The following is a 25,136-nucleotide window of genomic DNA, read 5'->3' as shown; positions in this document are numbered from 1 at the left end:
GCGGGCCGGTGGGCGAGGCGCGAATGCGGCGGCGCGGTCTGGGGTGCGGCGGGGGCGGGAGGGCCGATCGGCAGGCGCGCCGCGCCTGCGCGTCAGCGCGAACCCCACCCCATCGGCTCACGCCCGCGGCGAGCCTCTTGCTGAGAGGCCCCGCGCCGGCTCACACCGGCGGCGAGCGTCTTGTTGAAAAAAGATACCCCGCCGGCTCACGCCGGCGGGGTATCACCCCCACGCCGACGATGCGTGGGGCTCGGGGGAGCAGGCTCGCGAAGGATCAATTCGAGGCCGGCGCCGCTTCCGGAGCCGCTGCGGCCTTGGCGGCCTTGGCCTTCGAGGCCTTGTGGTGCTTCTTGTGCTTGTGATGCGCGGCCTTCGCGGCCGGCGCGGCGGCAGTCGAACCGGCGGTCGCCGGCGCGGCGGCGAAGGCGGAACCGGCGAACGCGGTCAGCGCGGCGGCGAGCAGGACGGTGCGGACGTTCATGGTGTGGCTCCTGGGCAATGCGGGGTGGGAGGTCTGGACCGGTGGGGTTGGCCCCCATCGCGGAGCCAGATTGCGCCCGCCGCCCTGCCCCGGCCCTTTCCGGCGCATGAACTTTTTTTAATCCGCGCCGGATGCATTTTTGCGACGACGGACGCGGACGCGGCGCACGGGCGGCGGCGTCGCGACCGCCGCCCGGTCCGTGCGGGACGCTGGTCACCGGCCGATCACGCCGAGCTGGCGCTGCAGGCCGAGGTTGTCCTCCAGGTGCCAGTTCTCGGCGATGCGGCCGTTCTCGACCCGGTACAGGTCGAAGGCCTGGAAATCCACGCGCTGGCCGCGGCCTTGGGTCGTCCCGAACCGGCCGGTGAAGCGGCCGGTGAATTGCAGGCGCAGGGCGACGCGGTCGCCGGCGGCGACCAGGTCGGCGATCTCGACTTTCAGATCCGGCACGGCGGCGCGGAAGTCGCGCGAGGCCTGCAACGGGCCGTCCGGCCCCTGCGCGCGGCCTTCCGGCAAGGTGCGGTCGGCGAAGTCCGCGGCGAGCGCGGCGCGCGCATAGCCCGGATCGCCGGTGTTCCAGAACGCGGCGTAGCGGCGCGCGGCGAGGACGACGGCGCGCGAACGCGCGTCGTCGCGGTCGACGAAGCGGCGCTGTGGGATGGGCAGGGTTGTATCGTCGGTGTTGGCGGGCGCGGCGTTTGCGGTTGCGGCGGCGAGCAGCAGCGCGGCGGCGGCCAGCGCGAAAGGTTTGGGAAACATGGCGACTCCGAGGACGTGCGGAAGGAGCCGCATGGTCGCGTCCGCGCGCGGACGCGGCATCGGGCCGCAGCACGAATCAGTTTTCGGCCGCGCTTGAAAATGGAAGTCCGACTGTAGGAGCGGCGCAAGCCGCGACGCGGCCGATCGGATGCCGAAGGCGCGCGACGCGCGACGCGGCTTCACGATTCGGAACGAATCGATTTACGGCGTTGTTTCATTGGCGCGGTCGCGGCTTGCGCCGCTCCTACAGGGAGCGAGCGCAGCTACACGGCGTCGGGGCGGTTGAAACGGAGGTCCGACTGTAGGAGCGGCGCGAGCCGCGACGCGGCCAATCGGATGCCGCAGGCGCACGAAGCGCGACGCGGCTTCACGATTCGAGTCGAATCGATTTGCGGCGTTGTTTCGTTGGCGCGGTCGCGGCTTGCGCCGCTCCTACAGGCGGCGGCGCGGCAACGGCGCGGGCTTACAGCCCGCGCGCGGCCTGGGCCACGGCGCGGAACAGCGCGCGGCCTTTGTTCATCGTCTCTTCCCACTCTTTCTGCGGGTCGGAGTCGTAGACGATGCCGGCGCCGGCCTGCACGTGCAGACGGCCGTCCTGGATCACCGCGGTGCGGATGGCGATGGCGGTGTCGGCGTCGCCGTGCCAGCCGATGTAGCCGACCGCGCCGGAGTAGACGTTGCGCTTGACCGGCTCGAACTCTCGGATCACTTCCAGCGCGCGGATCTTCGGCGCGCCGCTGACGGTGCCGGCGGGGAAGGTCGCGCGCAGCACGTCGGCGTAGCTCATCTGCGGCTTCAGCTGGCCGGTGACTTCGCTGACGATGTGCATGACGTGGCTGTAGCGCTCGATCACGAACTGTTCGCCCACTTCCACCGTGCCGGCCTGCGACACCCGGCCGACGTCGTTGCGGCCCAGGTCGATCAGCATCAGATGCTCGGCGCGCTCCTTCGGATCGGCCAGCAGTTCGGCTTCCAGCGCGTGGTCTTCATCGACCGTCTTGCCGCGCGGGCGGGTGCCGGCGATCGGGCGCACGGTGACTTCGCCGCCTTGCAGGCGCACCAGGATTTCCGGCGACGAGCCGACCACCTGGGTGCCGCCGACATCGAGGAAATACATGTACGGCGACGGGTTCAGCGCGCGCAGCGCGCGGTACACGTCGACCGGGCGCGCCTTGAACGGCACGCTGAGTCGCTGCGACAGCACCACCTGGAAGATGTCGCCGGCGCGGATCAGTTCCTTTGACTTCTCCACCGCGTCGATGAAGCCTTCGCGGGTGAAGCCGGAGACGAAATCGCCCTCGTCCAGGCCCACCGAATCCAGGGTTTCCGGATAGCCGGGGCCGCCGATGCGCAGGCGGTGCACGAGCTGGTCGAGGCGGCGGTTGGCGCGCGCGTAGGCCTGCGGCTGGCTCGGATCGGCGTGCACGATCAGATACAGCCGGCCCTTGAGGTTGTCGAACACCGCGACTTCCTCGCTCTGCATGAGCAGGATGTCGGGCGTGCCCAGTTCGTCGGGCTTGTCGCTGCCGGCCAGGCGCGGCTCGATGTACTGGATGCATTCGAAGCCGAACCAGCCGACCAGGCCGCCGGCGAAGCCCGGCAGGCCGTCGATCTTGGGCACGCGCTGGGCGCTGCGCAGGCGTTCGACTTCGGCGAAGGGATCGTCGACGACGCGGCTGTCGATCAGCTCGCCGTTCTCGGTGACGAACAAGGTGTGCCCGGCGAAGGCGTACACGCGCTGCGCCGGCAGGCCGATGATCGAATAGCGGGCGAAGCGTTCGCCGCCCTCGACCGATTCGAACAGATAGGTGTGGGGGCCGTCGGCGAGCTTGAGATAGACCGAGAGCGGAGTATCGAGGTCGGACAGGACCTCGCGCACGACCGGGATGCGGGTGTAGCCGTCAGCGGCCTGCTGCTGGAAGAGTTCGTGCGAAATCACGCGGGCATTCCTTCATGGACGAGTGGGCAGGAGCGGTGATGACCGACGGCCACCATCGCCAACCCACGTCGGCGCAGAAGGAATGCGGGTTCGCCCAGGCTTGCATGGCCGCCACTGTACCCGACTTCGCGCGCCGTGCGCGACGGTCAGGACGCCTTGCCGTGCGCGGCCGGGTCGGCCAGCAAGGGGCAGCCCGGCGGCAGGTGCATGCGCACCCGGCCGGGCACGCAGTCGATGCGGAAGTGGTGGGACTGCACCGGTTCGCCGTCGAGGTTGAGGTTGAGCGCGCGCGGCGACTCGATCTCGACCCAGCGCAGCTGCGCGCGCGCGGCGATGCGTTCCAGCGCGGCGTGCTGGCCTTCGGTCAGCAGCGAGCGCACGGTGGCGCCGACTTCGCCGGACAGGTCCGGCACCACGGTCACGTCGAGCAGGCCGTCGTCGATGCGCGCGTCCGGGCACAGCGCCTGACCGCCGCCGGCCTGGCGGCCGTTGCCGATGCCCAGGGCGATGAAGTCGCCCTCCCACTCGAAGCCTTCGCCGCGCACGCGTGCGCGCATCGGCTCGATCTTGCCGAGCTTGGCGATGCCGGTGACCACATAGGCCAGGCCGCCGAGCATTTTCTTCAGGCCCGCGTCGGTCTCCAGGGTGACCTGGGTGCCGAAGCCGCCGCTGGCCAGGTTCGCCGCCCAATGCACGCCGTCGGGCGCCTGCAAGCGCAGCAGGTCGATCGGCCGCGGCGGCTGGCGGTGGATCAGGTCCAGCGCCTGCAGCGGGTCGGTCGGGATCGTCGCGGCGGTGGCGAAATCGTTGGCGGTGCCCAGCGGCAGCAGGCCCAGGCTCGGCAGCGCGGCGGCGTCTTCGTCGCGATGGGCGAGCGTGGTCGCCACTTCGCTGAGGGTGCCGTCGCCGCCGCCGGCGATCACCGTGTCGACGCCGTCGGCGACCGCTTCGGCGACGTAGCGCTCGGCGTCGCCGCCTTCCCAGGTCACCCGCACGTCGAGCTCGACGCCGCGGTCGCGCAAGGCGGCGACGGCTTCGCGCACTGCATCGTTGCCGGCGGACTTGCCGTTGAGGATCAAGCGCCAGCGGGGACGGGTCATGCGCGGTTCCAGGGGGTGTGGGGCGGCGAGGCTAGCAGTGTCGCGCGAGGGCCGGATGAATGTTCGGATGCGCCAAGTCTGTCACACACCTGTCATCGCCTATCCGGAGTATAGGAGGCCATATCAGGGACGACGGGCGGAGGCTGGATTGCCTCCAAATCTTCCGGGACGCGGGCCGCAAGGTCCGCGTCTTTTTATTTGCGCGGCGGAATGCGGCGGTCGCTTACGGATTGGGTTCGTCGTAGTTGCGTTGGCGCGGTCGCGGCTTGCGCCGCTCCTACAGGGGCTGCGGCCGGTGCGTATCCGACTGTAGGAGCGGCGCGAGCCGCGACCGCGACACCAGGCCGACGACGCCTCTCGCACGCGGCGACGACTCACTCCAGCGCCGCATCCGCGAACACCACGCCATCCTCGTCCGCGCACACCCAATCGCCGGGCCGGATCGACACGCCGCCGAACGCGAGCGCGACATCGCGCTGCCCCTGCCCGTTCTTGTCGGTCTTGCGCGGACACGTGCCCAGCGCTTTCACGCCCAACGCCATCGCGCCGATCGCCGCGCTGTCGCGGATCGCGCCGAACACGATCACCCCGGCCCAGCCGTTCGCCGCCGCCTGCGCCGCGAGTTGGTCGCCGAGCATGGCCCGGCGCGACGAGCCGCCGCCGTCGATCACCAGCACCCGGCCCGCGCCGCGCTCGGCCACGGCCGCGCGCACCAGCGAGTTGTCTTCGTAGGCCTTGACCGTGCTGACGATGCCGGCGAAACCGACGCGGCCGCCGAAGTCGCGCAACGGCAGGTCGAGCACGCGCACCTGCGCATCGAAGCGGTCGCACAGGTCGCAGGTGTTCACGGCGGCGTCTCCGAAGTCCAGGCGATCTTGCTACCTTGCCACGCGCCGGGCCTATCCGCGGGCTGCGCCCCGGGATCGGGGCGCAGCATCGAGCGACGGCCTCAGCCGCGTCCGTACCAGGAGATCGCCGCGATGGCGCTGGTGAGTCCTCCATCGAGCACAGTCCACGCGGTCCAAGTGTTGCCGTTCCATTCGCGCAGATAGGGCCGTTTCTGCGCATCGACCGCCGCCACGGTGAGCCGGCGCGGGTGCCAGCAGGCGACGCCCACGCCCTGCGCGAACACGCCGCCGTGCGCCTGCCAGGCCTGCCAGCCGTTGTCGTGGCTGCGCTGCCACACACTGCCGTCGGTGCCACGTACGAACACTTCGATCTTGCCGTCGGCGCGCGCCACCGCCGCCGGCGCCGCGCCGAGGGCCACGCCCGGCCCGCCCAGCGACACCCAGCCCGACCATTGCCCTCCGGCGAGCAGGTTGTTCCAGAGCATGCCGTCCAGGCCGACGGCGAACACGATCAGCCCCTGCGCACCCCAGGCCGCGACCGCCGGTCCGGAGCCGAAGCCGCCGCCGAGCGACTGCCATGCGCCCCAGGCGCTGCCGTCGTGGCTGCGATGCCAGATCGGCGAATCGCTGCCGTCGCTGGCGCGCACGAACACGTCCAGGCCGACGCCATCGCGGCTCACCGCCGCCGGGTTGGAGGTCAGCGTGCGTCCGCTGGGAGCGCCCAGCCCGGTCCAGCCGGCCCAACCAGCGCCGTTCCACTGGTTGAGATAGAGCTGCCGGTCCAGGCCCACGCCGAATACCGAGAGCCGGTTGGCCGCCGTCGAAGCCACCGCAGGCGCTTCCAGGAAACCGCCGCCGAGCGACTGCCAGTCGCGCCAGACGCCGCCGGTGCGCGAGCGCCAGTACATGCCGCCATCGAGGCCGAGCGCGAACAGGTCGGTGCGGTTGCGGCTGCGCAAGCGTTCGAGCACGTTGCGGGTGATCTGCTGGGCCTGCGCGTTTTGCAACTGCGTGTCGATCGGCGCGCCGTTGATATCGGGATAGATCAGCGGATCCGCGTTGTAGTCGTCCAGGCCCCAGCTCCACTGGATCGTGCCGCTGGCGAATACGGTCGCGCCGGAGTCGACGTCGTGGGTGACGGTGTGTGCGGTGGTCTTGTTCGGGTTCGAATTCGTCGGCGACGCGCCGATGGTCCTGATCCCGGGGCGGCGCTCGGCGAGGATTTCAGGCAACGAATCGACCTCGTATCCCATCAAGGCTCGCAGCCTATCGCCGGTTTGCAGACCGGTGTCCTGGGTCACCCAGGTGCCGGCGTCGGCAACGACGAAATCGGCGCTGTAGTAATCGTGGGGATAGCCCGTCGGCGTTCCTGCGGTGTATTTCGGCAGGTCCTCATGGGTACGAAACGCGACGCCGAGCAATTGATTCTCGGGCCGTGAGATCGCCGGAGTTCGGAAGCCGCCCATGACGCTCATCACCCGGTCGGCACCGCTCGCGCCGATATCGATGAGAACCTGGATGAAGCACGTATTGGCCGAAAAGAATCCGAGATTGAGTCCTGCATCGCGCGCGGCTTCGACATTGTCGCGCATCGGCGCGGACCAGTATTCGTCGTGCCCCACCGACAGGAAGCCGCGGTGCTTCGCCAGCAGATTCGCCGAACGGTGCACGTCGACGTTGGTCGCGTAGGTCACGTCGTAACCTTCGCGCTCAAGAAAACGCACGAAGTTGTATTCCTGGCCCCGCCCGCTGGTGAAATAGGTATGGTTGAGCGTGGTCAGGAATTCGCCGGCGCCTACGCCGAAGCGCCCCGACGCGCTGCCGCTGTCGATCGCGCCCGCCGGCGCTCCGCTGGCGAGATACGAGGGGTTGTTGCGGATTCCGTAAGGCCGGTCGAAGGACAGCTTGACCGCAGGGACGCCGCCGTCCTTGGTGGGCTGCGCGTTGGGAAACGGATGGGAATTGCCATAGAAGGACTTGCCTCCCGCCACCGCGCCCGGCCAATTGTTGTAGGCGTGATACGTGGTCACGCTCTGCTGGAACAGGAAATCCGAAGCGCGCGCGTCGTCGCGCAGCGCGAACACGATGTAGCTTTGCTTGGCCGCGCGCGTCGCGTCGGCGACGACGCTCAGCCGCGCCAGGTAGATGCCGCTGACCCAATCGGCATCGCTGGCGAAGGCAGTGGAAAGACGAAAGGATTCGTTCCAGCGGCATTCGACCAGGCCGAAGTCTCGGTACCCCGGATTGGACGCATCCAGCGTCGGCATCGGCTGGGCGTAGCCGTCCAACACATGCGGCCCCGACACGCGGCGCGCGCCGGCGCCGCCGTACCAACCCATGCGGAACACTTCCAGCGTGTAGCGCGGGCAGGCGCCCGGCGCCGAACACACGGTTCCCGGCGCCGCGCCGTCCTTCAGGTTGACGAAGAACACGACCTCTTCGCCGCGGTTGTAGCTGGTGCGCGAGGCGTAGCCTTCGATCTCGCGCAGCTCGGCGGGGTCGGTCAGCGTCCAGTCTGAATGGCCGGGACGCTGGTTTTCTTGTTGGATCGGGTTCACGGCGACACTCCTGTCGTTGCCTGGGTCCCAATCTAATCGTGCGGCATCGCGCAGATTAGGACAGGCAACCGCGCGCGGAGCCGGCCGCGCTCAGCCCCTCGCCGCGTCCACCGCCGCCTTCATCCGCCCGATCACGTCGGCGTAGTCGGGCGCGTTGAAGATCGCCGAGCCGGCGACGAAGGTGTCGGCGCCGGCGGCGGCGATCTCGCCGATGTTGTCGGCCTTGACCCCGCCGTCGATCTCCAGCCGGATCTCGCGGCCGCTGCGGTCGATGCGCTCGCGCACGCGGCGCAGCTTCTCCAGCGCCGAGGGGATGAAGCTCTGGCCGCCGAAGCCGGGGTTGACCGACATCAGCAGGACCAGGTCCAGATCCTCCAGAACCCAGTCGAGCACGTCGATCGGCGTGGCCGGGTTGAGCACCAGGCCGGCCTTGCAGCCGTGCGACTTGATCAGCTGGATGGTGCGGTGCACGTGCGCGCTGGCTTCGGGGTGGAAGCTGATCGTGGTCGCGCCGGCCTTGGCGAAGTCCGGGACGATGCGGTCGACCGGCTCGACCATCAGGTGCACGTCGATCGGCGCGCTCACGCCGTGCTTGCGCAGCGCCTCGCAGACCATCGGGCCGATGGTCAGGTTGGGCACGTAGTGGTTGTCCATGACGTCGAAATGGACCCAGTCGGCGCCGGCCTTGATCACGTTGTCGACCTCCTCGCCGAGCCGGGCGAAATCGGCCGAGAGGATGGACGGGGCGATGACGGTGGATTGGGTGGCCATGGGCGGAACCTGGGAGAAAGGCGGCTATTGTCGCCCCGGTCCGCCCCACCTGCAAAAACCGAGCGGCTATTTGCGCTTGCGCAGCGTCTGGATCCGGTCGTACGCGCGATTGATATCGCGCGCCTTGGCCTCGGCGCGCTGGCGGATATCGGTCGGGTCGTTGGCGTAGCGGTCGGGGTGGTATTGCGAGATCAGGCGGCGATAGGCCTTGTCGATGTCCGCGTCGCTGGCCTCGCTGTCCAGGCCGAGCACGGCATAGGGATCGTCGCCGCGCAGCTTGAACCAGTCGGTGTCGAAGGCGTGGCCGATCAACAGGCCGACGATCGCGCCCAGGAACGGGTTGGCGCGCAGCAGCGCGGCCCCGGCGAAGAATCCCAGCAATTTGCCGTACCAGCGCTGCTTCATCGCGACCGCGACCCGCCCTGCTCCCGGGCCGGCGCGGCCCCTCGGCAGGCATCTTAACGGGGCTGGCGCGCGCGCAGGCGGCCCGGCGCGGCGCCGGCCGCGGGCCCAGGCCGCCCGGACCGCGACGCCGGGCCTGCACGGCGGCCGCAAGCGGCGTACACTGCCCGGCCCCGTCGCGCGCCCGCGCGCGAGTCCGGGCGGCCCGGAAGGCCCAGGCCCACGACCGTTCGGGCGCGCAAGACGCGGCGGGGAGTCGTGCCTTACGCCATCAGGGGTCCCACGTTGACGACCACGCTGCTGCAATCCGAACTGCCCGGCCTGCCTTTGCGCCATCGCGGCAAGGTCCGCGATGTCTTCGATCTTCCCGCCGACCGGCTGCCCGCCGGCGCCGCACCCGGCGGCGACTGCCTGCTGATGGTCGCCACCGACCGCCTCAGCGCCTTCGACGTCGTGCTGCCCGACCCGATCCCGGGCAAGGGCGAGATGCTGTGCCAGATCAGCAATTTCTGGTTCGGCAAGACCGCGCACATCATTCCCAACCACCTCACCGGCATCGATGTCGCCGCAGTGCTGCCCGAAGGCGTCGATCCGGCGCTGTACGCCAAACGCACGGTGGTGACCAAGCGGCTCAAGCCGGTGGCGATCGAATGCATCGCCCGCGGCTACGTGATCGGCAGCGGCTGGAAGGACTACCAGCGCACCGGCCGGATCAGCGGCATCGCCCTGCCCGGCGGCCTGCGCCAGGCCGAGCAGCTGCCCGAGCCGATCTTCACCCCCTCGACCAAGGCCGCCGTCGGCGACCACGACGAGAACATCGACTTCGACACCGCGGTGCGCACGGTCGGCGCCGAGCTGGCCGAAGCGGTGCGCGACGCGACCCTGCGCCTGTACCGCTACGCCGCCGACTACGCGGCCCAGCGCGGCATCCTGCTGGCCGACACCAAGTTCGAGTTCGGCACCGACGCCAATGGCCGGCTGTACGTCATGGACGAGATGCTGACGCCGGATTCCTCGCGTTACTGGCCGGCCGACCAGTACCAGCTGGGCACCAGCCCGCCGAGCTACGACAAGCAGTTCGTGCGCGATTACCTGGAAACGCTGGACTGGGACAAGACCCCGCCGGGCCCGAACCTGCCGGCGCAGGTGATCGAGCGGACCCGGGCGAAGTACGCCGAGGCGCTGCAGAGGCTGGCGGGCATTTCGGTCGACTGAGCCGGGACGCTGCGAGAGGAAGGGCCGCGCAAGCGGCCCTTCGTCGTTTTGGGCTGCGTAGTCGGATGCCGTGGCGTCGTGGTTCGGATTGGCGCGGTCGCGGCTCGCGCCGCTCCTACAGGGGCTGCGGCCGTCGCATGGGCTACCTGTAGGAGCGGCGCGAGCCGCGACCCGGCCAATGGGCAGCCGATGCAATACGCACGGGCGGCACCCTCGCCCGACCTCGCCCGACCTCGCACCGACCCCACCCACGCCAACCCGCCCCCCAACTGTCGCCCGCTTTACAGACCCCACCCACAACGCGCGCCACACTGGCCGCATCGCCGCCGACCGCGTCCCGCCGCCCGCCATGCGCGCTACCCTGCCGAACCCCCTCGCCGCAGACCCGCCCCCGCATGAACATCGGTTACCTGTACCTGGCCGTCGCCATCGCCGCCGAGGTCGTCGCCACCAGCGCGCTCAAGGCCTCCGAGGGCTTCACCAAGGCCGGCCCTTCGCTGATCGTCGCCGCCGGCTACGGGGTCGCGTTCTACTTCCTGTCGCTGGTGCTCAAGACCGTCCCGGTCGGGGTCGCCTATGCGCTGTGGTCGGGCGTCGGCATCGTGCTGATCTCGCTGATCGGTTGGCTGTTCATGAAGCAGCATCTCGACGCCGGCGCGATCGCCGGGATCGGCCTGATCGTGTCCGGGGTGTTGGTGATCCAGCTATTCTCGAAATCGGCGGCGCACTGAACGCCGTGGCGGGCCGCGCGCCCGCCGCAGCGCGCCCGCGCCGCTCCAGCCGCGCGCCGTCGCACGGCGCGTCAGCCACCGCGCGGGCCGCCGGCCCGTGCTTCGCCCACGGGAGCCGTCCATGAGCACCCTCGCCCACCCCGCCGCCACGCAGCGCCCGATCGACCGCTGGTTCGCCAGCTATTCCGGCGATCACCGCAACGCCACCAACCAGCGCATCCACGTGTTCGCCGTGCCGGCGATCCTGTGGAGCGTGATCGCGCTGCTGTGGTGCATCCCCTCGCCCGACGCCATGTTCCGCCCCGGCGTGTGGGCGGCGCTGCCGATGTTCGCGGCGATGCTGTTCTACTACCGCGCCTCGCGCCCGCTCGGGCTGGGCATGCTGGTCCAGTTCGTCGCGCTGTCGGCGCTGACTTACTGGATCGCGCAGCGCTTCGGCATCCGCACCCTGCTGTGGACCGCGATCGGCGTATTCGTGGTGGCCTGGATCGCGCAGTTCATCGGCCACAAGATCGAAGGCAAGAAGCCGAGCTTCCTGACCGACCTGACCTATCTGCTGATCGGCCCGGCGTGGGTGCTGGCCAAGCTCTACCGCAAGCTGGGTTGGGCGTACTGAGCCGGCACCGGCGGCGCGCCGGCCCGCTCAACCGACCAGCGGCACGTGCGGGCTGAAAAAGCCGAGCAGCAGCGGAACGCTCAGCAACAGGGCGGTGACCAGCCACCACATCAGCGCGGCCGGCAACGCCAGCGCGCCGGCGCTCGGCCACGACAGCGGCCGGTGCTCGCTGTCGCGCACCGCCAGGCGCACGCCGAGGGTCAGGCCCAGCCACGGCAAGGCGGCGACCAACGCGATCTGCGCCCACTGCGGCGCCTGCGCGCCGAACAACCCCCAGGTCAGCGCGGCCGGAATCATCGACATCAGCGCGAACTGCACCGCCATCATCTCAGAGCCCTCGCGCAGCGACCCGCCCAGCGCGTTCGGCGCCAGCCGCCGCAGCACCCAGGCCACAGGCTTGAGCCACACCAGGAACAAGGCCACGACCAAGAGCGCGATGCACAGCATGGCCAGGACCACTTTGCCGACCATTGCGATGTCCATGCGGTTCGTCTCCTTTGCGCTGGCGTTGGCGCCTGTTTCGGCGGGGTGGTGTTTCGGTTCGGCGAGTGGCGGCGTCGTTGTGTTGGCGCGGTCGCGGCTCGCGCCGCTCCTACAGGGGCGGCGGCCGGTTCGTATCCGACTGTAGGAGCGGCGCAAGCCGCGACCGCGAAAACCCAACGACCGCGCACCCGCCCTGCAACCGCCCCATACTCAGCCGATATCGAACCACCGCAGCGCCTGACGCAACACCACCGCCTCGCCCCACAGCAACGCCACTGCCGGCAACGCCGCCCACAACGCCCGCGGCCACGCCAGCTTGGCCCCGGCCGGATCGGGCAGATACAAACGCACGCCGACGCCCAGCGCCAGCCACGACAGCGCCACCGCCAATGCCGCGAACGGCGCGCCCGACCCCAGCGCCGTGCCGTTGGTGGCGATCAACCCCGTCACCGCCAGCATCGCCCACAACACCGCGCCGAACAGCACCGTCCACAGCGCCGCGCCGAACGCCGGCCGCGCGCCGACCGCGCGCGCGACCTGGGCGCGCAGCAGCCATGCCGCCGGCGCCAGCCCCAGCACCAGGATCGCCAGCAACGCCAATCCCCAGCCCACCGGTCCCGCCGTCTGCACCGCATACTTCACAATGTCCGCCCCGTCACGCCATTCGCGTCCGCCCGCAAGGCGGCCACGATAGCCCACCAGCCCCGGCCATGCCCGCCCGCGATCTGCTCCTGCTGCTGCTCGTCGTCCTGTCGTGGGCGATCAACTTCCTGACCTCGGCGCTGGCGTTGCGCGAGATCCCGCCGTTCCTGTTCACCGCGCTGCGCTTCGCCCTGCTGGCGCTGCCGCTGGCGTTCTTGCTCAAGCGTCCGGCGCCCGGGCAATGGCCGCGCCTGATCGCGGTGTGCCTGTGCATCGGCGTGATGCATTTCGGCCTGAGCTTCAGCGCGCTCAAGGCCGCCGGGGATTTGTCCTCACCGGCGATCGTGATGCAGAGCTATGTGCCGATGACCGCGCTGTTGGCGTGGTGGCTGCTCGGCGAGCGCTTCGCCTGGCGCACCGGCGCGGCGATCGCGGTCAGCTTCTGCGGCGTGCTGGTGCTCGGCTTCGACCCGATGGTGCTCGACCATCCGCTGGCGGTGGTGCTGATGCTGGTCTCGGCCGGTTTCCTCGCCCTGGGCACGGTGCTGATGAAGGGCCTGCGCGGGCTCGACATGTTCAGCCAGCAAGGCTGGACCGCGCTGATCGCGGTGACGCCGCTGCTGGCGATCAGCCTGTGGCTGGAGCCCGGCGGCGTGGCCGCGTTGCCGCAAGTCGGCTGGGTCGCCTGGGCCGGCGTGGCCTACGCCGCGTTCGTGTCCTCGCTGCTCGGCCACGGCTTGTTCTACGTGCTGGTGCAGCGCCATCCGGTCGCGCAGATCACCCCGTGGCTGTTGCTGGCGCCGGTGATCGCGATCGGCCTGGGCATCGCGTTCTGGGGCGACCGGCCGGGGCCGAGCCTGTGGCTCGGCGGGGCGATGGTGCTGGGCGGGGTGCTGATGATCGCGCTGCGCAATCTGGCCAAGGCGCGCGCGCGCTGACGTCGGCCGCAGCATTCGTAAGAGGGCCTTCAGGCCCGATGCTTTTGTCTCAGATCGCCGCGATCTGGCCGGAAGGCATCGGGCCTGAAGGCCCTCCCACGACTCAGCCGCGCGGCGGGTCGAACATTTCCGCGCTCGGCCGGAACGGCCGCGGCGCGTAGCCGAAATCGCGCTGCGCCGGCCCGATGTCGAAGGCCATGTCGCTGCGCATGCGCCGCACCGCCGCCTCGCCCAGGCCGGTGGCGCGGCCGGTGGCCTGGGCCGCGAGCAGGGCGAGGTTGAACAACGGCGACGGCAGCTCGATCAGCCGCACCGGCGGGCGTAGGCAGGCCAGGGTGCGCGCGACCATGTCGCGATAGCTCAGGGTTTCCCCGCCCGGCACCGCATAGGTGTGGCCGAAACTCGCCGGCGCCGCCAGCGCCGCGAACGCGGCCTGGGCCAGATCGTCCACATGCACCGGCTGGCGCAGGCCGTTGGCGCCGCGCGGCAGCGGGAAATAGCGCAGGCGCTGGGCCAGTTGCGCGATCCGGGTCAGGGTGGCGTCGCGGCCGGCGCCGTAGATCAGGGTCGGCCGCAGCACCGTGGCCGCATCGCTGCGCGGCTGCGCGGCGGCGAACAAGGTCGCCTCGCCCTCGCGCAGCTCGGCCGCGACCCGGCGCTCCTCGGCATCGGCCGAACCGCGCTTGGTCTCGGCGCTGGTCGAGCCGAACGCGACCACGCGGCTGGCCTCGACGCCCGAGCCGTCGTACCACTGGGCGAACTTGAGCAGCGGCCCGCAGCTGAAGATCGCGTCCACGCGCTTGGGCAGTTCGGGCATGTTCTGCAGATCGCCCTGCAGCCAGTGCAGGCCGGGCCGGTCGGTCTGCTCGCCGCGCGAAATCGCGGTGACCCGCCAACCGTTCTGATACAGCCGCTGCAGCAGCGGCAGGCCGATCTGGCCGCTGCCGCCGAACACCAATGCGTGCTTCATCCGTTCGTCTTAACCCTGGGCGCCGCCGCGCGCGGGCAATACCGCGCGCAGCCAGAAGTAACCGATCACTGCCGACAGCAGCGAGGCGCCGAGAATGCCGAGAACGGCTTCGTCGAACAAGAGCGGATCCTGGTAGGCCAGCGAGGCGATGAACAGGCTCATGGTGAAGCCGATGCCGCACATCAGGCCCAGGCCGACCATCGCCCGCAGGTCCATGCCGGCCGGGAACCGGGCCCAGCCCAGCGCGCGCATCGCCAGCGCCGCGCCGACGATGCCGACCGGCTTGCCGACCACCAGGCCGATCACCACGCCCATCGGCAGCGCCGCCAGCATGTCCTTCATCTCGATCCCGCTCAGCGACAGGCCGGCGTTGACGAAGGCGAACAGCGGCAGGATCGCGTAGGCCACCCACGGGTGCAGCGCGTGCTCGAGGGTTTCCAGCGGCGAGTGTTCTTTGTCGTCGTCGATGTTGTTGCGCTTGTCGACGTGCGGAATCATCAGGCCGGTGGCGACGCCGGCCAGGGTCGCGTGCACGCCGGACTTGAGCACGCACACCCACAGCACCACGCCCAGCGCCAGGTACGGCCCCAGCGATTTCACCCCGCGCCGGTTGAGCAGCCACATCGCCGCCAGCGCCACCGCCGCCCAGATCAGCGCGGTCACCGACAGGCCGTGCGAATAGAAGAACGCGATGATGAGGATCGCGATCAGGTCGTCGATGACGGCGATGGTCGACAGCAGCAGCTTCATCGCCGCCGGCACGCGCGAGCCCAGCAGCGCCAGCACGCCCAGGGCGAAGGCGATGTCGGTCGCGGTCGGCACCGCCCAGCCGCGCATCGCCGCGGCATCGCCGCGGTTGAAGGCATAGAACAGCAGCGCCGGCACCGCTACGCCGGCGATCGCGCACACCACCGGCAGCACCAGTTGCGAACGCTCGGCCAATTGCCCGCTCAGCGCTTCGCGCTTGATCTCCAGGGCCACGACCAGGAAGAAGATCGCCATCAGCCCGTCGTTGATCCACAGCAGCAGCGGTTTGCCGATGTCGAGCGCGCCGATGCGCACCTGCACCGGAATCTCGCGGAAGGCCTCGTAGGCCGCCTGCAGCGGCGAATTGGCGGCGATCAGCGCCAGCACCGCGGCGGCGATCAGGACGATGCCGCCGGCGGCTTCGAGGCGGAAGAATTCGCTGAGCGCGCGCAAGGCGCGTCGCGGCGTGCGCGGCGTAGGGGTGGTGATTTCGCTCATCCCGCCATTATAGGCGGGAGGTTTGCATGGAAATTGTGGACGCCGGGCCCACGCGGCCGCGCCCGGCGCGGGCTCAGCCCAGCATCGCCAGTTCCAGGCCGATCCAGGCCAGCAGCGCCAGCACCAGCACCGCGCCCTCGCGCCGGCTGATGCGCAGGTCGCCGCGCAGCATCGGATACAGCATCAGCGCGAACACCGCCGCGGCCGGCAATTCGAAGCGCACGAACGAGGCCGGCAGCGGCAGCGTGCGCAGCGCGGCCATGCCGCCGAGCACGAACAACAGGTTGAACAGGCTCGAGCCGATCACGTGGCCGACCACGATCTCGCCCTGCCCGCGCCGCGCCGCCGCAACCGCCGCAGCGGCCTCGGGCAGCGCGGTGCCGATCGCCACCGGCAGCAGGCCGGTCAGCAGCGGCGACAGGCCCAGCGCGGCGCCGATGATCGCCGCATTCGGCGAACCGAAACCGCCGGCCGCGGCCGGCAGCGGCGCGTGCAGGCTCCACAGGCCGTGGCCGCCGACGATGAGATACGCGCCCAGGTGCAGCAGCGCCGCGGCGATCAGCAGCCGGATCAGATTGAGGCCGAGATGGGTCTGGGTCTGCGCGTAGGCCGCGATGGCGTCCTGCACCTCGGGCTTCTCGTGGCGGGTGCGCACAGTGGCGTACGCGACCACGGCGACGAACACCACCAGCATCGCCACGCCTTCGCCACGGCTCAGCGCGCCGTCCAGGCCCAGGCCGATCACGCCCAGCGTTCCCAGCAACAGCACCAGCAACAGCGGCGCCAACGCGCGCCAGCGCACCGTCAGCGGCGCGGCCAGCGCCGCCAGGCCCAGGGTCAGGCCGAAATTGACCACGTTGCTGCCGACCGCGTTGCCCAGCGCCAGCGCCTGCTGGCCGCGCAACACCGCCTGCAGGTTCACCGCCAGCTCGGGCAGCGAAGTGGCGAAGGCCACCAGCACCAGGCCGGCGGCGAACGGCGAAATGCCCAGACGCTGGGCCAGCCCGGACGCGCCCTTGACCACCGAGTCGCCGCCCAGGGCCAACAGCAGCAGGCCCAGCACGAACAGGCCGACAGCTTCCAACATGGCATTTCCCCTTGCGTTGCGGTGGAGCCGTCAGGCCCGTTGGGTCGCGACCGGCGCGCGGGCCCGGCGTGGGCCGGGCGCGGATGGCGTCGCAGCGATTATGCCCAGCGAACCGGGCTCAGGAGCAGCCCTCGACATAATCGACCTGCGGCGGGACGCCGACGCGCCAGCGCGCCACCTTGCCGTCGCTGGAGGTCTCGAACACCAGCACGCCGCCGCCGGCGTCGCTGACGCGCAGCACCTTGGCGCCCTGCTCGTACTTGTGCGGCTGGGTTTCGATGCGGCCGGCGTAGAGCTTGCCGATCTCGTCCGCACTCATGCCTTTCTTGCCGCCGCCGGGCGCGATTTCCTTGTCGTTGCCGACATCCACGCGCACGAACTTTCCGTCTTCGACCATGAAGCCGAAGTCGCGCGGATTGCTGCCCCAGATCGGTTGCAGGTAGTAGCAGCCGCCGGGTTCGTCGGGCTTGCCTTTGAGCTCGCCGCCCCAGGCTTGCTTGGCCTGCTCGGCGGTCATGCCGAAGCGCAGGTCGCCGTAGCCGTCGAAGCGCGCCTGGCCGGCCGCGGCCGAAGGCGGCGGCGAGGACACCGGCGCGGTCGCCGGCGGCACGTTTTCGGCAGGTTGATCGTCGATCGGCGCGGGATTGACCGGCGGCGCGGCGGACGCCGATTCCTGCGGCGGCGGCGCGGCTTCGCGCTGGCACGCGGCCAGCGCGAGCAGCGCGGCGGCGAGCAGGCCCAGGCGGGCGGGCAGCGAGTTCGGCGCGAGGATCATGGGCGGACTCCGGCGCAAGAGCGCGTTGCGAATGGCCGGAGCAGCCTAGCGGTTTTGCGTGAACGCGGCGAGAAGCGCCTCAGTGGAACCGCAGCCGTCGTGCGTTGCGCGGGTTTCGGCATTGTGGGAGGGACTTCAGTCCCGACGCTTTCGTTCCAGACCTTCGCAATCGGGCCGCAAAGCGTCGGGACTGAAGTCCCTCCCACAAAAGCCGCGGCCGCGGGACTGCAGTCCCGCGGCCGCGCTCAGTCGCGCTTGGACGGATCGAAATGCTTCTGCAGCCCCGCCCAGCACGCCTGGTAATCGCGCTGGCGGTGCGCTGCGTCGAAAGCCTGCGCGGCCGGACGGATCACCGCGCGGGTTTCGAACATGAAGGCCATCGTGTCGACGATGACGTGCGGCTTGCTCAGGTCGGCGTGCGAGGCCTTTTCGAAGGTCTCCGCATCCGGGCCGTGGCCGGTCATGCAGTTGTGCAGCGACGCGCCGCCGGGCGCGAAGCCGCCGGCCTTGGCGTCGTACACGCCGTGCACCAGGCCCATGAACTCGCTGGCGACGTTGCGGTGGAACCACGGCGGGCGGAAGGTGTGCTGGGCCACCAGCCAACGCGGCGGGAAGATCACGAAGTCGATGTTGGCCGTGCCGGGCGTGTCGCTGGGCGAGGTCAGCACGGTGAAGATCGACGGGTCGGGATGATCGAAGCTGATCGAGCCGATGGTGTTGAAGCGGCGCAGGTCGTACTTGTACGGCGCGAAGTTGCCGTGCCAGGCGACCACGTCCAGCGGCGAGTGGCCGATGTCGGCGCGCCACAGATGGCCCTGGAACTTGGCGACCAGTTCGAACTCGCCGTCTACGTCTTCATAGGAAGCGTGCGGAGTGGAGAAATCGCGCGGATTGGCCAGGCCGTTCGCGCCGATCGGGCCGAGGTCGGGCAGGCGCAGCAGCGCGCCGAAGTTCTCGCACACGTAGCCGCGCGAGGCGCCGTCGAGCAGTTCGACGCGGAAGCGGATGCCGCGCGGAATCACCGCGACGTCCATCAGGTCGACTTCCAGCGCGCCCAGCTCGGTGCCGATCAGCAAGCGGCCCTGCTGCGGCACGATCAGCGTTTCGCCGTCGGCGTTGTAGAAGAACCGGCCCTGCATCGAGCGGTTGGCCGCATACAAGTGGATGCCGCAGCCGTGCTGGCCGGCGGCCGAGCCGTTGCCGGCCATGGTGTACAGGCCGTCGACGAAATCGACCGCGCCGCTGTCGGGCAGCGGCAGCGGATCCCAGCGCAGCTGATCCGGCGACACCGGGCCGTCGCCGAAATCGTTGTGGAAACGCGGCTGCGAGTACGGCGAGAACGCGCCGTGCATGGCCGCCGGACGGATCCGGTACAGCCAGCTGCGGCGGTTTTCCTGGCGCGGCGCGGTGAAGGCGGTGCCGCTGAGCTGTTCGGCGTAGAGCCCGAACGGCGCGCGCTGCGGCGAGTTCTGCCCGTCCGGCAAGGCGCCGGCGACGGCTTCGGTGGCGAATTCGTTGCCGAAGCCGCTCATGTAGCCGCGCGGAAGCTGGCGCGAAGAGTCGGTGCTGGGCATCGGGATCACGTTGTCGATGTCGTTGGCTGCGGTACTCATGCGGACTCGCTATGCGGTTGGACGCCGCGCGCATCGGCGGCGTGGCGCCGTCGTGCGACCGCGCCGTTTCGAATCTTCGCGGCCGCGGCGCCGGCGCTCGGGCACCGGCGCGGCGCGGCCGCCGCCCTTCAAACTATCGCGCGGTAGCCCGACGAACGCTCGGTCGACGACTCGATCGCCAACCCCAGTTCGCTCGCCAGTTCCAGCACCCGCGCAGTGTCCTTGCGCCAGACCAGCAAGGCGTTCAACTGGTCGCTGAAGCTGTCGTCGAGCAACAGCAACCTGTAACCGCCGCCATGCTTGCCGCGTTCGGCTAGCAACGGATCGAGCCAGGCGAAATAGTCGTCCGGCAAGTACCCGCGCCCGTTGGCGTGGCGCGGGAAATCCGTCAGCGGCTCGGCGAAGAAATCGCTGATCTGCTGGTGCACCTCGTCGACCTTGTCGCCGACGGCCAGGTGGTTCACCAGCTTGAACACGATCGCGTTCTGGATGAGCTCTTCCGGCGACGGATCGTCCAGCCAGTCCAGGTCGGGATCGTCGCCGGCGTTCTCGATCGCGGCCGTCAGCGATGCCAGTTCTTCTGGATCCAGCTCCCGGCAGGTCAACAGGTCGACGAGTTCCTTGAGCATTTCCAAAGCCTTGCGATGAGAGGCGCTTATAGTACGCCGCGGCGCATCTGGTCGCGTTCGATGCTCTCGAACAGGGCCTGGAAGTTGCCTTCGCCGAAACCTTCGTTGCCCTTGCGCTGGATGATCTCGAAGAAGATCGGGCCGATCGCGTTCTGGGTGAAGATCTGCAGCAGCTTGCGCTGGTGGGTTTCCGGGTCGGCGTCGATCAGGATCTTGTTCTTGGCAAGACGCGGCACGTCTTCGCCGTGGTTCGGCACGCGCATGTCGATCACGTCGAAGTACGTGTCCGGCGTATCCAGGAAGTCCACGCCCTGCGCGCGCATCGCCTCGACCGTGTCGTAGATGTTGTCGGTGAAGCAGGCGATGTGCTGGATGCCCTCGCCCTTGTAGGCGTCCAGATACTCGTTGATCTGGCTCTTGGGGTCGTTGGACTCGTTGAGCGGGATGCGCACGATGCCGTCCGGCGCGGTCATGGCCTTGGACACCAGGCCGGTCTTGGCGCCCTTGATGTCGAAGTACTTGATCTCGCGGAAGTTGAACAAGCGCTCGTAGTAGTCCGACCACTTCTGCATGTTGCCGAAGTACAGGTTGTGGGTCAGGTGGTCGATGAAGGTCAGGCCGAAGCCGGCCGGGTTCTGATCGGCGCCGGCGATCGGCTCGTAGTCGGCGTAGGCGTCGCCCTGGCCGCCGTACTGGTCGACCAGGTACAGCATGCAGTCGCCGATACCCTTGACCACCGGCGCGTCGATCACGCGAGTGTCGGCGCGATCGGTCACCGCTTCGCCGCCGTTGGCGAGCACGGCCTTGAGCACTTCGCCGGCCGGCTGCTTGAAGCGGATCGCGAAGCCGCTGGCGCAGGGGCCGTGGGCGTCGGCGAACGCCGAGGCGAAGCTGTCGGGGGTCTCGTTGACCAGGAAGTTGACCCCGCCCTGGCGGTAGACGGTGACCGGGCGCGACTTGTGCTTGAGCACGGCGGTGAAGCCGAGCTTGCGGAAATAGTCGTGCAGCAAGGCGCCCTGGCCCTTCGGGGCGGCGAATTCGACGAACTCGAAGCCGTCGATGCCGAGCGGATTTTCGAAGGTGGTGACCTGCATGCCGAGGTTGGGCTGTGCATTCATGGCATTGTTCTCGGGTGGCGGCCGGATCCGCTACGGACGGCCTCAGGGAAAGTGGTCGTTATAGTTTCACATGAAACCATAATCAAGACACAGTGCAGCATGACTCGACCGAATTCCCATTCCGGGGCGCCCGCCCCGTCCGACCCGGCCGCGGCTGAACCGCCGTCCGGCCGCCCCGTCGCCGCGCCCGTGCGCGCCGGCGCCCGTGCCGGCGGCCGCCACGCCGAGCTCGACCTCGACCACTTCCTGCCCTACCGGCTGTCGGTGCTGTCGAACCGGGTCAGCGGCGCGATCGCCCGGGTCTATTCGCAGCGATACGCCCTGAGCGTGACCGAATGGCGCGTAATGGCGGTGCTGGGGCGCTTCCCCGGCCTGTCGGCCAACGAGGTCGCCCAGCGCACGGCGATGGACAAGGTGGCGGTGAGCCGCGCGGTCGCGCGCCTGACCGAGGCCGGCCGGCTGGAGCGCGACACCCACGACGACGACCGCCGCCGCTCGGTGCTGCAGCTGTCGCCGGACGGCTACAAGATCTACGACGAGGTCGCGCCGATGGCGCTGGCGTTCGAGCAGCGGCTGCTGGCCGGGATCGAGACGGTCGAGCGCGAGGCGCTGTTCCGGCTGCTGGACCGGCTGGACGAGCTGGAGATGCAGGCCGAGGCGGAGATGGCGGCGGAAACGCGCTGAGGCGTCGCTTCTCGCACCGCTCTCCGCCATCCCTTCTTCCACCGTCATTCCGGCGAAAGCCGGAATCCATTTTTGCCGTTGCGCTGAATGCCGGTTACGAGCAGCAACAAGATCAAAATGGATTCCGGCGTTCGCCGGAATGACGACGGGATGGGGGACGTGGCCAGGAAGGCGGCGCCGCAGGCGCGGTTTCGCGGTCGCGGCTTGCGCCGCTCCTACAGGGGGCGGCCGGGGCGGTCGCGGTAGTTCGGCTGGGCGCTTATTTGCGCTGGTTGGCGAGCAAGACGATCAGCGCCACTGCGCCCACGGCGCCGCCGACCAGCACCAGCAAGACCAGCCAGTGGAAGATGCTCACGCTGCCCATCGTCGTCGCTCCCGGCGATCCTCGCCGCTGGCCTACTATCGCGCATCCGGCCTGCGCGCGTTTCGCATCCGCGCAGCGCACAAACGAAAACGGCGGCCCAAGGCCGCCGTTTTCGCATTCGAACCTGCTGCGGCTTTATTTCACGCCGTGCATCAGCTTCTGCACCAGCGGCGCGATCAGGAACAGCAGCGCGCCGGCGCCGACCAGGGCCCAGAAGCCGAAGGTGTAGCCGCTCAGCGCCGAGGTCGTGGTCATGCCGCCTTCGCCGCTGACGTGGCCGGCGAAGATGCCCGAGAGGTTGTTGCCGATGCCGGTCGACAGGAACCAGCCGCCCATGCCGAAGCCGACCAGGCGCACCGGCGCCAGCTTGGTCACCATCGACAGGCCGATCGGCGACAGGCACAGCTCGCCGATGGACTGGATCCAGTACACCGCGAACAGGGTCCAGAAAGGGATCTTGCCGTCGCTGAGCAGGCTGCCGAGGGCGAACATCAGCAGCAGGAAGGCCAGGCCGTTGAAGATCAGGCCCAGGCCGAACTTGCGCGGGATCGAGGGATTGGCCCGGCCCATCGCCACCCAGATCCAGGCGATCAGCGGGGCCAGGGTGATGATCGCGATCGAGTTGACCGACTGGAACCACGCGGTCGGGAACACCCGCTCGCCGCTGAGGCTGAAGACCAGGTCGGCCACGGCGCCGCTGAAGATGTCGCGGTCGACGATCTTGTCGGCGAGGAAGGTGAAGGAGCTGCCGGCCTGTTCGAAGAACATCCAGAACAGGATGTTGAAGGTGAAGATGATCAGCATCGCGACGACCTTGTCGCGCTGCTGCGAGCCTTCGCGGAAGCCTTCCACCAGCAACAGGCCGCACAGGCCCAGGAACATCGCGGTCAGCACGCCCTGCAGCGCGGTGGCGCCCATCGCCAGCAGGAAGTACACCGCCGGGATCGCGACCAGCGAGCCGAGGAACACGTACACGACCTTGCGCGGATCCTGCTGGCCTTCCGGCGGCACGCCGATGCCCTTGAGGCCGGCGCGGCCGAACCAGAACCACACCAGGCTGATCAGCATGCCCACGCCGGCGGCGATGAACACCATCTTGTAGTCCGGCAGCGCTTCGCTGCCGAAGATCTTCTTGGCCAGGTACTGGGTCAGCAGCGGCGCCAGCATCGCGCCGAGGTTGATGCCCATGTAGAAGATGGTGAAGCCCGAGTCGCGGCGCTCGTCGGCGACCGCGTAGAGCTTGCCGACCATGGTCGAGATGTTCGGCTTGAACAGGCCGTTGCCGCAGATGATCGTGGCCAGGCCGAGTTTGAAGATCTGCTCGTTCGGCAGCGCGATCATGAACAAGCCGGCCGACATGATGACCGCGCCGAGCAGGATCGAGCGCTGGTAACCGAGCACGCGGTCGGCGATGTAGCCGCCGAAGATCGCCGCGGCGTAGACCAGGGCCAGGTAGGCGCCGTAGATGCGGTTGGCCGGCGCTTCGCCGGCGGAGTCGCCGCCGTGGAACTGGTGGACGATGTACAGCACGAGCGCCCAGCGAATGCCGTAGAAGGCGAAGCGCTCCCAGAATTCGGTCATGAACAGCATCCACAGCGGCTTGGGATGGCCCAGTCGCTGCGAGAATTCGGGAATGGGCGCCTGGCCCTGGGTCGGTGTCGCGGCTCCGCTCATGCGGTGTCCCCTGATCGGTATGGAAACTGAATGAAAATCCCACGCCGACGGCACGGGCCGGGGAGATTTACCGGCACAGGCGGGCTGCGTCAAACATTCGTGAAAGTGCGGACAGCATGCTGCGTCGCAACATTTACCCGCGCAAGTGCCTGAATGGGGAAGATTTTTGCGTGTCTATAACGCGAAAGTCGCGCTAATGGCGGGCTTCATGCCGCCATCGGGTGACAACTGTCATGGTTCGCCCGAAAAGTCGGTAGCTCCCTGTAGGAGCGGCGCAAGCCGCGACCGCGAAACCACACTTACGCCGCCCCTCGCCCGTAGCCAGCGCCCTGTCAGCCCAACTTGAGCCGTAACGCTCGTCGTAGCCGAGGGTTCGCAGTCGCGGCTCGCGCCGCTCCTACAGGAGGCTGCGGGAGCGTCACTCGTGCGGCGCGGCGCCGTAATCCCCGCCGGGGCCGATGCTGGTGCGCACCGAGAACAGCTCCGGGAAGAACGTCAGCTCCAGCGCCTGCTTGAGGAAGCCGACCCCGCTGGAGCCGCCGGTGCCGCGCTTGAAGCCGATGATGCGCATCACCGTGCGCATGTGGCGGAAGCGCCACAGCTGGAACTGGGTTTCCAGGTCGACCAGGTCCTCGCACAGCGCGTACTCGCGCCAATACAGGTCGGTGTTCTCGTAGATGCGTTCGAACACCGGCTGCAGTTGCGCGTCGGCCACGTGCGGCTGGCGCCAGTCGCGTTGCAGGTGCGCGGCCGGCACGGCGTGGCCGAAGCGCGCCAGGTACATCAGGAATTCGTCGTACAGGCTCGGCGCGGCCAGCGCGCGCTCCAGCTCCGCCTGGCCCTGCGGGTCGTGGGCGAACACCTTGAGCATCGCCTCGTTCTTGTTGCCGAGCATGAATTCGATGGTGCGGTACTGCAGCGACTGGAAGCCCGAAGACGGCCCCAGGGTTTCGCGGAAGCCCATGTACTCCGACGGCGTCAGCGTCTCCAGCACCGACCATTGCTCGATCAGCTGGCGCAGCACCTGCTTGCAGCGCGCCAGCACCTTCTGGCAGCGCCAGACTTCGTCGCGGCGCAGGTGTTCGAGCGCGGCGCTGAGCTCGTGGATGATCAGCTTCATCCACAGCTCCGCCACCTGGTGCTGGACGATGAACAGCATTTCGTCGTGATGGCCCGGCTGCGACAGCGGGCGCTGCGCCGACAGCAGCTTGTCCAGTTGCAGATAGCCGCCGTAGGTGATGTGCCCGTGCAGGTCGGTATGGATACCGCTTTCCAGTTCGCGCTGGTTCTTCTCTACGGACATCGTCGGCGGCTCGGGCAGGGGCGCAAAGCGTAGCGCATCCGGGCACGCGCCGCGCCGGCGCGCCTCGGCCGCGACCGGCCCGTACGCAAACGCGCGCGACCAGCGCTCGGCGCGGCCGCGACAGCGGTCACGCAGTCGCGAGGTGTGCGACGCCCGCGCGCGACAATGGCGACGCCTGCCCGCCACCGCGC

Annotated in this window: 27 protein-coding genes; 7 read left to right on the top strand and 20 right to left on the bottom strand. The window is 69.3% G+C overall.

Annotation, left to right across the window (positions count from 1 at the left end):
• Positions 1-274: 274 nt before the first annotated feature.
• The 8 genes from BLU84_RS02185 to BLU84_RS02150 form a co-directional block, all read right to left on the bottom strand.
• Complete coding sequence (locus BLU84_RS02185; RefSeq protein ID WP_074862310.1) at positions 275-481, bottom strand: hypothetical protein; 207 nt, start codon at positions 479-481, stop codon at positions 275-277.
• Positions 482-694: 213 nt separating this feature from the next.
• Positions 695-1,240, bottom strand: a complete 546-nt coding sequence (locus BLU84_RS02180) for an ester cyclase (RefSeq protein ID WP_074863277.1) — start codon at positions 1,238-1,240, stop codon at positions 695-697.
• Positions 1,241-1,703: 463 nt separating this feature from the next.
• On the bottom strand, positions 1,704-3,179 hold the full coding sequence (trpE, locus tag BLU84_RS02175; protein WP_074862308.1) for an anthranilate synthase component I: 1,476 nt from the start codon (positions 3,177-3,179) through the stop codon (positions 1,704-1,706).
• A gap of 146 nt (positions 3,180-3,325) precedes the next feature.
• Positions 3,326-4,279 (bottom strand): lipid kinase YegS, encoded by a 954-nt coding sequence (gene yegS, locus BLU84_RS02170; RefSeq protein WP_074862305.1) that lies wholly within the window; start codon positions 4,277-4,279, stop codon positions 3,326-3,328.
• Between the two features lie 374 nt (positions 4,280-4,653).
• Entirely contained in the window at positions 4,654-5,127 is a 474-nt protein-coding gene (gene rraA, locus BLU84_RS02165; protein ID WP_074862302.1) for a ribonuclease E activity regulator RraA, read from the bottom strand.
• 101 nt (positions 5,128-5,228) lie between these two features.
• Entirely contained in the window at positions 5,229-7,685 is a 2,457-nt protein-coding gene (locus BLU84_RS02160) for a N,N-dimethylformamidase beta subunit family domain-containing protein (RefSeq protein ID WP_074862299.1), read from the bottom strand.
• A gap of 90 nt (positions 7,686-7,775) precedes the next feature.
• Entirely contained in the window at positions 7,776-8,456 is a 681-nt protein-coding gene (gene rpe / locus BLU84_RS02155) for a ribulose-phosphate 3-epimerase (RefSeq protein ID WP_074862296.1), read from the bottom strand.
• Between the two features lie 66 nt (positions 8,457-8,522).
• On the bottom strand, positions 8,523-8,861 hold the full coding sequence (locus BLU84_RS02150; protein ID WP_074862293.1) for a J domain-containing protein: 339 nt from the start codon (positions 8,859-8,861) through the stop codon (positions 8,523-8,525).
• A 282-nt stretch (positions 8,862-9,143) separates the two neighbouring features.
• Between BLU84_RS02150 and BLU84_RS02145 the strand changes: the two genes are divergently transcribed.
• The 3 genes from BLU84_RS02145 to BLU84_RS02135 all read left to right on the top strand — a co-directional run bounded on the left by BLU84_RS02145 (position 9,144) and on the right by BLU84_RS02135 (position 11,420).
• Positions 9,144-10,073, top strand: a complete 930-nt coding sequence (locus BLU84_RS02145; protein WP_074862290.1) for a phosphoribosylaminoimidazolesuccinocarboxamide synthase — start codon at positions 9,144-9,146, stop codon at positions 10,071-10,073.
• 395 nt (positions 10,074-10,468) lie between these two features.
• Positions 10,469-10,804, top strand: coding sequence for a DMT family transporter (locus BLU84_RS02140; RefSeq protein ID WP_074862288.1), 336 nt, complete (start codon positions 10,469-10,471; stop codon positions 10,802-10,804).
• A gap of 121 nt (positions 10,805-10,925) precedes the next feature.
• A complete protein-coding gene (locus tag BLU84_RS02135; protein ID WP_074862286.1) occupies positions 10,926-11,420 on the top strand; it encodes an Mpo1 family 2-hydroxy fatty acid dioxygenase in 495 nt (164 codons plus the stop codon).
• A gap of 27 nt (positions 11,421-11,447) precedes the next feature.
• On the opposite strand, the gene BLU84_RS02130 is transcribed toward BLU84_RS02135, so the two are convergent.
• Complete coding sequence (locus BLU84_RS02130; RefSeq protein WP_139174561.1) at positions 11,448-11,903, bottom strand: hypothetical protein; 456 nt, start codon at positions 11,901-11,903, stop codon at positions 11,448-11,450.
• Between the two features lie 210 nt (positions 11,904-12,113).
• On the bottom strand, positions 12,114-12,533 hold the full coding sequence (locus tag BLU84_RS27010) for a hypothetical protein (protein WP_170849070.1): 420 nt from the start codon (positions 12,531-12,533) through the stop codon (positions 12,114-12,116).
• An 80-nt stretch (positions 12,534-12,613) separates the two neighbouring features.
• Between BLU84_RS27010 and BLU84_RS02120 the strand changes: the two genes are divergently transcribed.
• Together BLU84_RS02120 and BLU84_RS28135 are read left to right on the top strand one after the other, a co-directional pair.
• Complete coding sequence (locus BLU84_RS02120; RefSeq protein WP_074862278.1) at positions 12,614-13,483, top strand: DMT family transporter; 870 nt, start codon at positions 12,614-12,616, stop codon at positions 13,481-13,483.
• The gene (locus BLU84_RS28135; protein WP_425479296.1) at positions 13,405-13,644 is read left to right on the top strand and encodes a DUF6053 domain-containing protein; all 240 of its coding nucleotides are present in this window, start codon (positions 13,405-13,407) and stop codon (positions 13,642-13,644) included. Before BLU84_RS02120 ends, BLU84_RS28135 begins: the two co-directional genes overlap by 79 nt.
• Here BLU84_RS28135 and BLU84_RS02115 read toward each other — a convergent pair.
• The 5 genes from BLU84_RS02115 to BLU84_RS28130 form a co-directional block, all read right to left on the bottom strand.
• Positions 13,587-14,453 carry an NAD-dependent epimerase/dehydratase family protein gene (locus BLU84_RS02115; protein WP_074862275.1) on the bottom strand — a complete coding sequence of 289 codons (867 nt, stop codon included), beginning with the start codon at positions 14,451-14,453 and terminating at the stop codon, positions 13,587-13,589. The genes BLU84_RS28135 and BLU84_RS02115 overlap by 58 nt on opposite strands.
• A gap of 9 nt (positions 14,454-14,462) precedes the next feature.
• A complete protein-coding gene (gene nhaA / locus BLU84_RS02110; protein ID WP_074862272.1) occupies positions 14,463-15,698 on the bottom strand; it encodes a Na+/H+ antiporter NhaA in 1,236 nt (411 codons plus the stop codon).
• 73 nt (positions 15,699-15,771) lie between these two features.
• Positions 15,772-16,785 (bottom strand): sodium:calcium antiporter, encoded by a 1,014-nt coding sequence (locus BLU84_RS02105; protein ID WP_074862267.1) that lies wholly within the window; start codon positions 16,783-16,785, stop codon positions 15,772-15,774.
• Between the two features lie 118 nt (positions 16,786-16,903).
• A complete protein-coding gene (locus BLU84_RS02100; RefSeq protein ID WP_074862264.1) occupies positions 16,904-17,560 on the bottom strand; it encodes a hypothetical protein in 657 nt (218 codons plus the stop codon).
• The gene (locus BLU84_RS28130; RefSeq protein ID WP_425479295.1) at positions 17,557-17,766 is read right to left on the bottom strand and encodes a DUF6053 domain-containing protein; all 210 of its coding nucleotides are present in this window, start codon (positions 17,764-17,766) and stop codon (positions 17,557-17,559) included. The genes BLU84_RS02100 and BLU84_RS28130 overlap by 4 nt, the downstream gene beginning before the upstream one ends.
• Here BLU84_RS28130 and BLU84_RS28125 point away from each other — a divergent pair.
• Complete coding sequence (locus BLU84_RS28125; RefSeq protein ID WP_425479294.1) at positions 17,684-17,863, top strand: DUF6053 domain-containing protein; 180 nt, start codon at positions 17,684-17,686, stop codon at positions 17,861-17,863. The two genes, BLU84_RS28130 and BLU84_RS28125, sit on opposite strands and share 83 nt — an antisense overlap.
• On the opposite strand, the gene hmgA is transcribed toward BLU84_RS28125, so the two are convergent.
• The 3 genes from hmgA to hppD form a co-directional block, all read right to left on the bottom strand.
• Positions 17,806-19,134, bottom strand: a complete 1,329-nt coding sequence (gene hmgA, locus BLU84_RS02095; RefSeq protein WP_074863275.1) for a homogentisate 1,2-dioxygenase — start codon at positions 19,132-19,134, stop codon at positions 17,806-17,808. The two genes, BLU84_RS28125 and hmgA, sit on opposite strands and share 58 nt — an antisense overlap.
• A 167-nt stretch (positions 19,135-19,301) precedes the next feature.
• The gene (locus tag BLU84_RS02090) at positions 19,302-19,802 is read right to left on the bottom strand and encodes a hypothetical protein (RefSeq protein WP_074862261.1); all 501 of its coding nucleotides are present in this window, start codon (positions 19,800-19,802) and stop codon (positions 19,302-19,304) included.
• Between the two features lie 26 nt (positions 19,803-19,828).
• Positions 19,829-20,920 carry a 4-hydroxyphenylpyruvate dioxygenase gene (gene hppD / locus BLU84_RS02085; RefSeq protein WP_074862258.1) on the bottom strand — a complete coding sequence of 364 codons (1,092 nt, stop codon included), beginning with the start codon at positions 20,918-20,920 and terminating at the stop codon, positions 19,829-19,831.
• Positions 20,921-21,109: 189 nt separating this feature from the next.
• On the opposite strand from hppD, the gene BLU84_RS02080 reads away from it, so the two are divergent.
• Positions 21,110-21,604: a MarR family winged helix-turn-helix transcriptional regulator gene (locus BLU84_RS02080; protein ID WP_074862256.1), complete on the top strand. Its 495-nt coding sequence runs from the start codon at positions 21,110-21,112 to the stop codon at positions 21,602-21,604.
• Between the two features lie 499 nt (positions 21,605-22,103).
• On the opposite strand, the gene BLU84_RS02075 is transcribed toward BLU84_RS02080, so the two are convergent.
• On the bottom strand, positions 22,104-23,642 hold the full coding sequence (locus BLU84_RS02075) for a peptide MFS transporter (protein WP_074862253.1): 1,539 nt from the start codon (positions 23,640-23,642) through the stop codon (positions 22,104-22,106).
• A gap of 418 nt (positions 23,643-24,060) precedes the next feature.
• The gene (locus BLU84_RS02070) at positions 24,061-24,945 is read right to left on the bottom strand and encodes a tryptophan 2,3-dioxygenase (protein WP_074862250.1); all 885 of its coding nucleotides are present in this window, start codon (positions 24,943-24,945) and stop codon (positions 24,061-24,063) included.
• Between the last annotated feature and the right edge of the window lie 191 nt (positions 24,946-25,136).

Source organism: Lysobacter enzymogenes (assembly GCF_900106525.1).
Taxonomy (GTDB): Bacteria; Pseudomonadota; Gammaproteobacteria; order Xanthomonadales; family Xanthomonadaceae; genus Lysobacter; species Lysobacter enzymogenes.
Note: the sequence above shows the minus strand (reverse complement) of the source record. Positions and strands in the feature narration are given on the sequence as shown.

Excerpts from the sequence above, each read along its gene's own strand:
- hmgA (WP_074863275.1), bottom strand. The coding sequence starts at position 19,134 with ATGCCCAGCACCGACTCTTCGCGCCAGCTTCCGCGCGGCTACATGAGC.
- BLU84_RS02120 (WP_074862278.1), top strand. The coding sequence starts at position 12,614 with ATGCCCGCCCGCGATCTGCTCCTGCTGCTGCTCGTCGTCCTGTCGTGG.
- BLU84_RS02130 (WP_139174561.1), bottom strand. The coding sequence starts at position 11,903 with ATGGACATCGCAATGGTCGGCAAAGTGGTCCTGGCCATGCTGTGCATC.
- rpe (WP_074862296.1), bottom strand. The coding sequence starts at position 8,456 with ATGGCCACCCAATCCACCGTCATCGCCCCGTCCATCCTCTCGGCCGAT.
- BLU84_RS02135 (WP_074862286.1), top strand. The coding sequence starts at position 10,926 with ATGAGCACCCTCGCCCACCCCGCCGCCACGCAGCGCCCGATCGACCGC.
- yegS (WP_074862305.1), bottom strand. The coding sequence starts at position 4,279 with ATGACCCGTCCCCGCTGGCGCTTGATCCTCAACGGCAAGTCCGCCGGC.
- BLU84_RS02185 (WP_074862310.1), bottom strand. The coding sequence starts at position 481 with ATGAACGTCCGCACCGTCCTGCTCGCCGCCGCGCTGACCGCGTTCGCC.
- BLU84_RS02070 (WP_074862250.1), bottom strand. The coding sequence starts at position 24,945 with ATGTCCGTAGAGAAGAACCAGCGCGAACTGGAAAGCGGTATCCATACC.
- hppD (WP_074862258.1), bottom strand. The coding sequence starts at position 20,920 with ATGAATGCACAGCCCAACCTCGGCATGCAGGTCACCACCTTCGAAAAT.
- BLU84_RS02115 (WP_074862275.1), bottom strand. The coding sequence starts at position 14,453 with ATGAAGCACGCATTGGTGTTCGGCGGCAGCGGCCAGATCGGCCTGCCG.
- BLU84_RS02090 (WP_074862261.1), bottom strand. The coding sequence starts at position 19,802 with ATGCTCAAGGAACTCGTCGACCTGTTGACCTGCCGGGAGCTGGATCCA.
- BLU84_RS02075 (WP_074862253.1), bottom strand. The coding sequence starts at position 23,642 with ATGAGCGGAGCCGCGACACCGACCCAGGGCCAGGCGCCCATTCCCGAA.
- BLU84_RS02100 (WP_074862264.1), bottom strand. The coding sequence starts at position 17,560 with ATGATCCTCGCGCCGAACTCGCTGCCCGCCCGCCTGGGCCTGCTCGCC.
- BLU84_RS02105 (WP_074862267.1), bottom strand. The coding sequence starts at position 16,785 with ATGTTGGAAGCTGTCGGCCTGTTCGTGCTGGGCCTGCTGCTGTTGGCC.
- BLU84_RS02150 (WP_074862293.1), bottom strand. The coding sequence starts at position 8,861 with ATGAAGCAGCGCTGGTACGGCAAATTGCTGGGATTCTTCGCCGGGGCC.
- nhaA (WP_074862272.1), bottom strand. The coding sequence starts at position 15,698 with ATGAGCGAAATCACCACCCCTACGCCGCGCACGCCGCGACGCGCCTTG.
- BLU84_RS02180 (WP_074863277.1), bottom strand. The coding sequence starts at position 1,240 with ATGTTTCCCAAACCTTTCGCGCTGGCCGCCGCCGCGCTGCTGCTCGCC.
- BLU84_RS02140 (WP_074862288.1), top strand. The coding sequence starts at position 10,469 with ATGAACATCGGTTACCTGTACCTGGCCGTCGCCATCGCCGCCGAGGTC.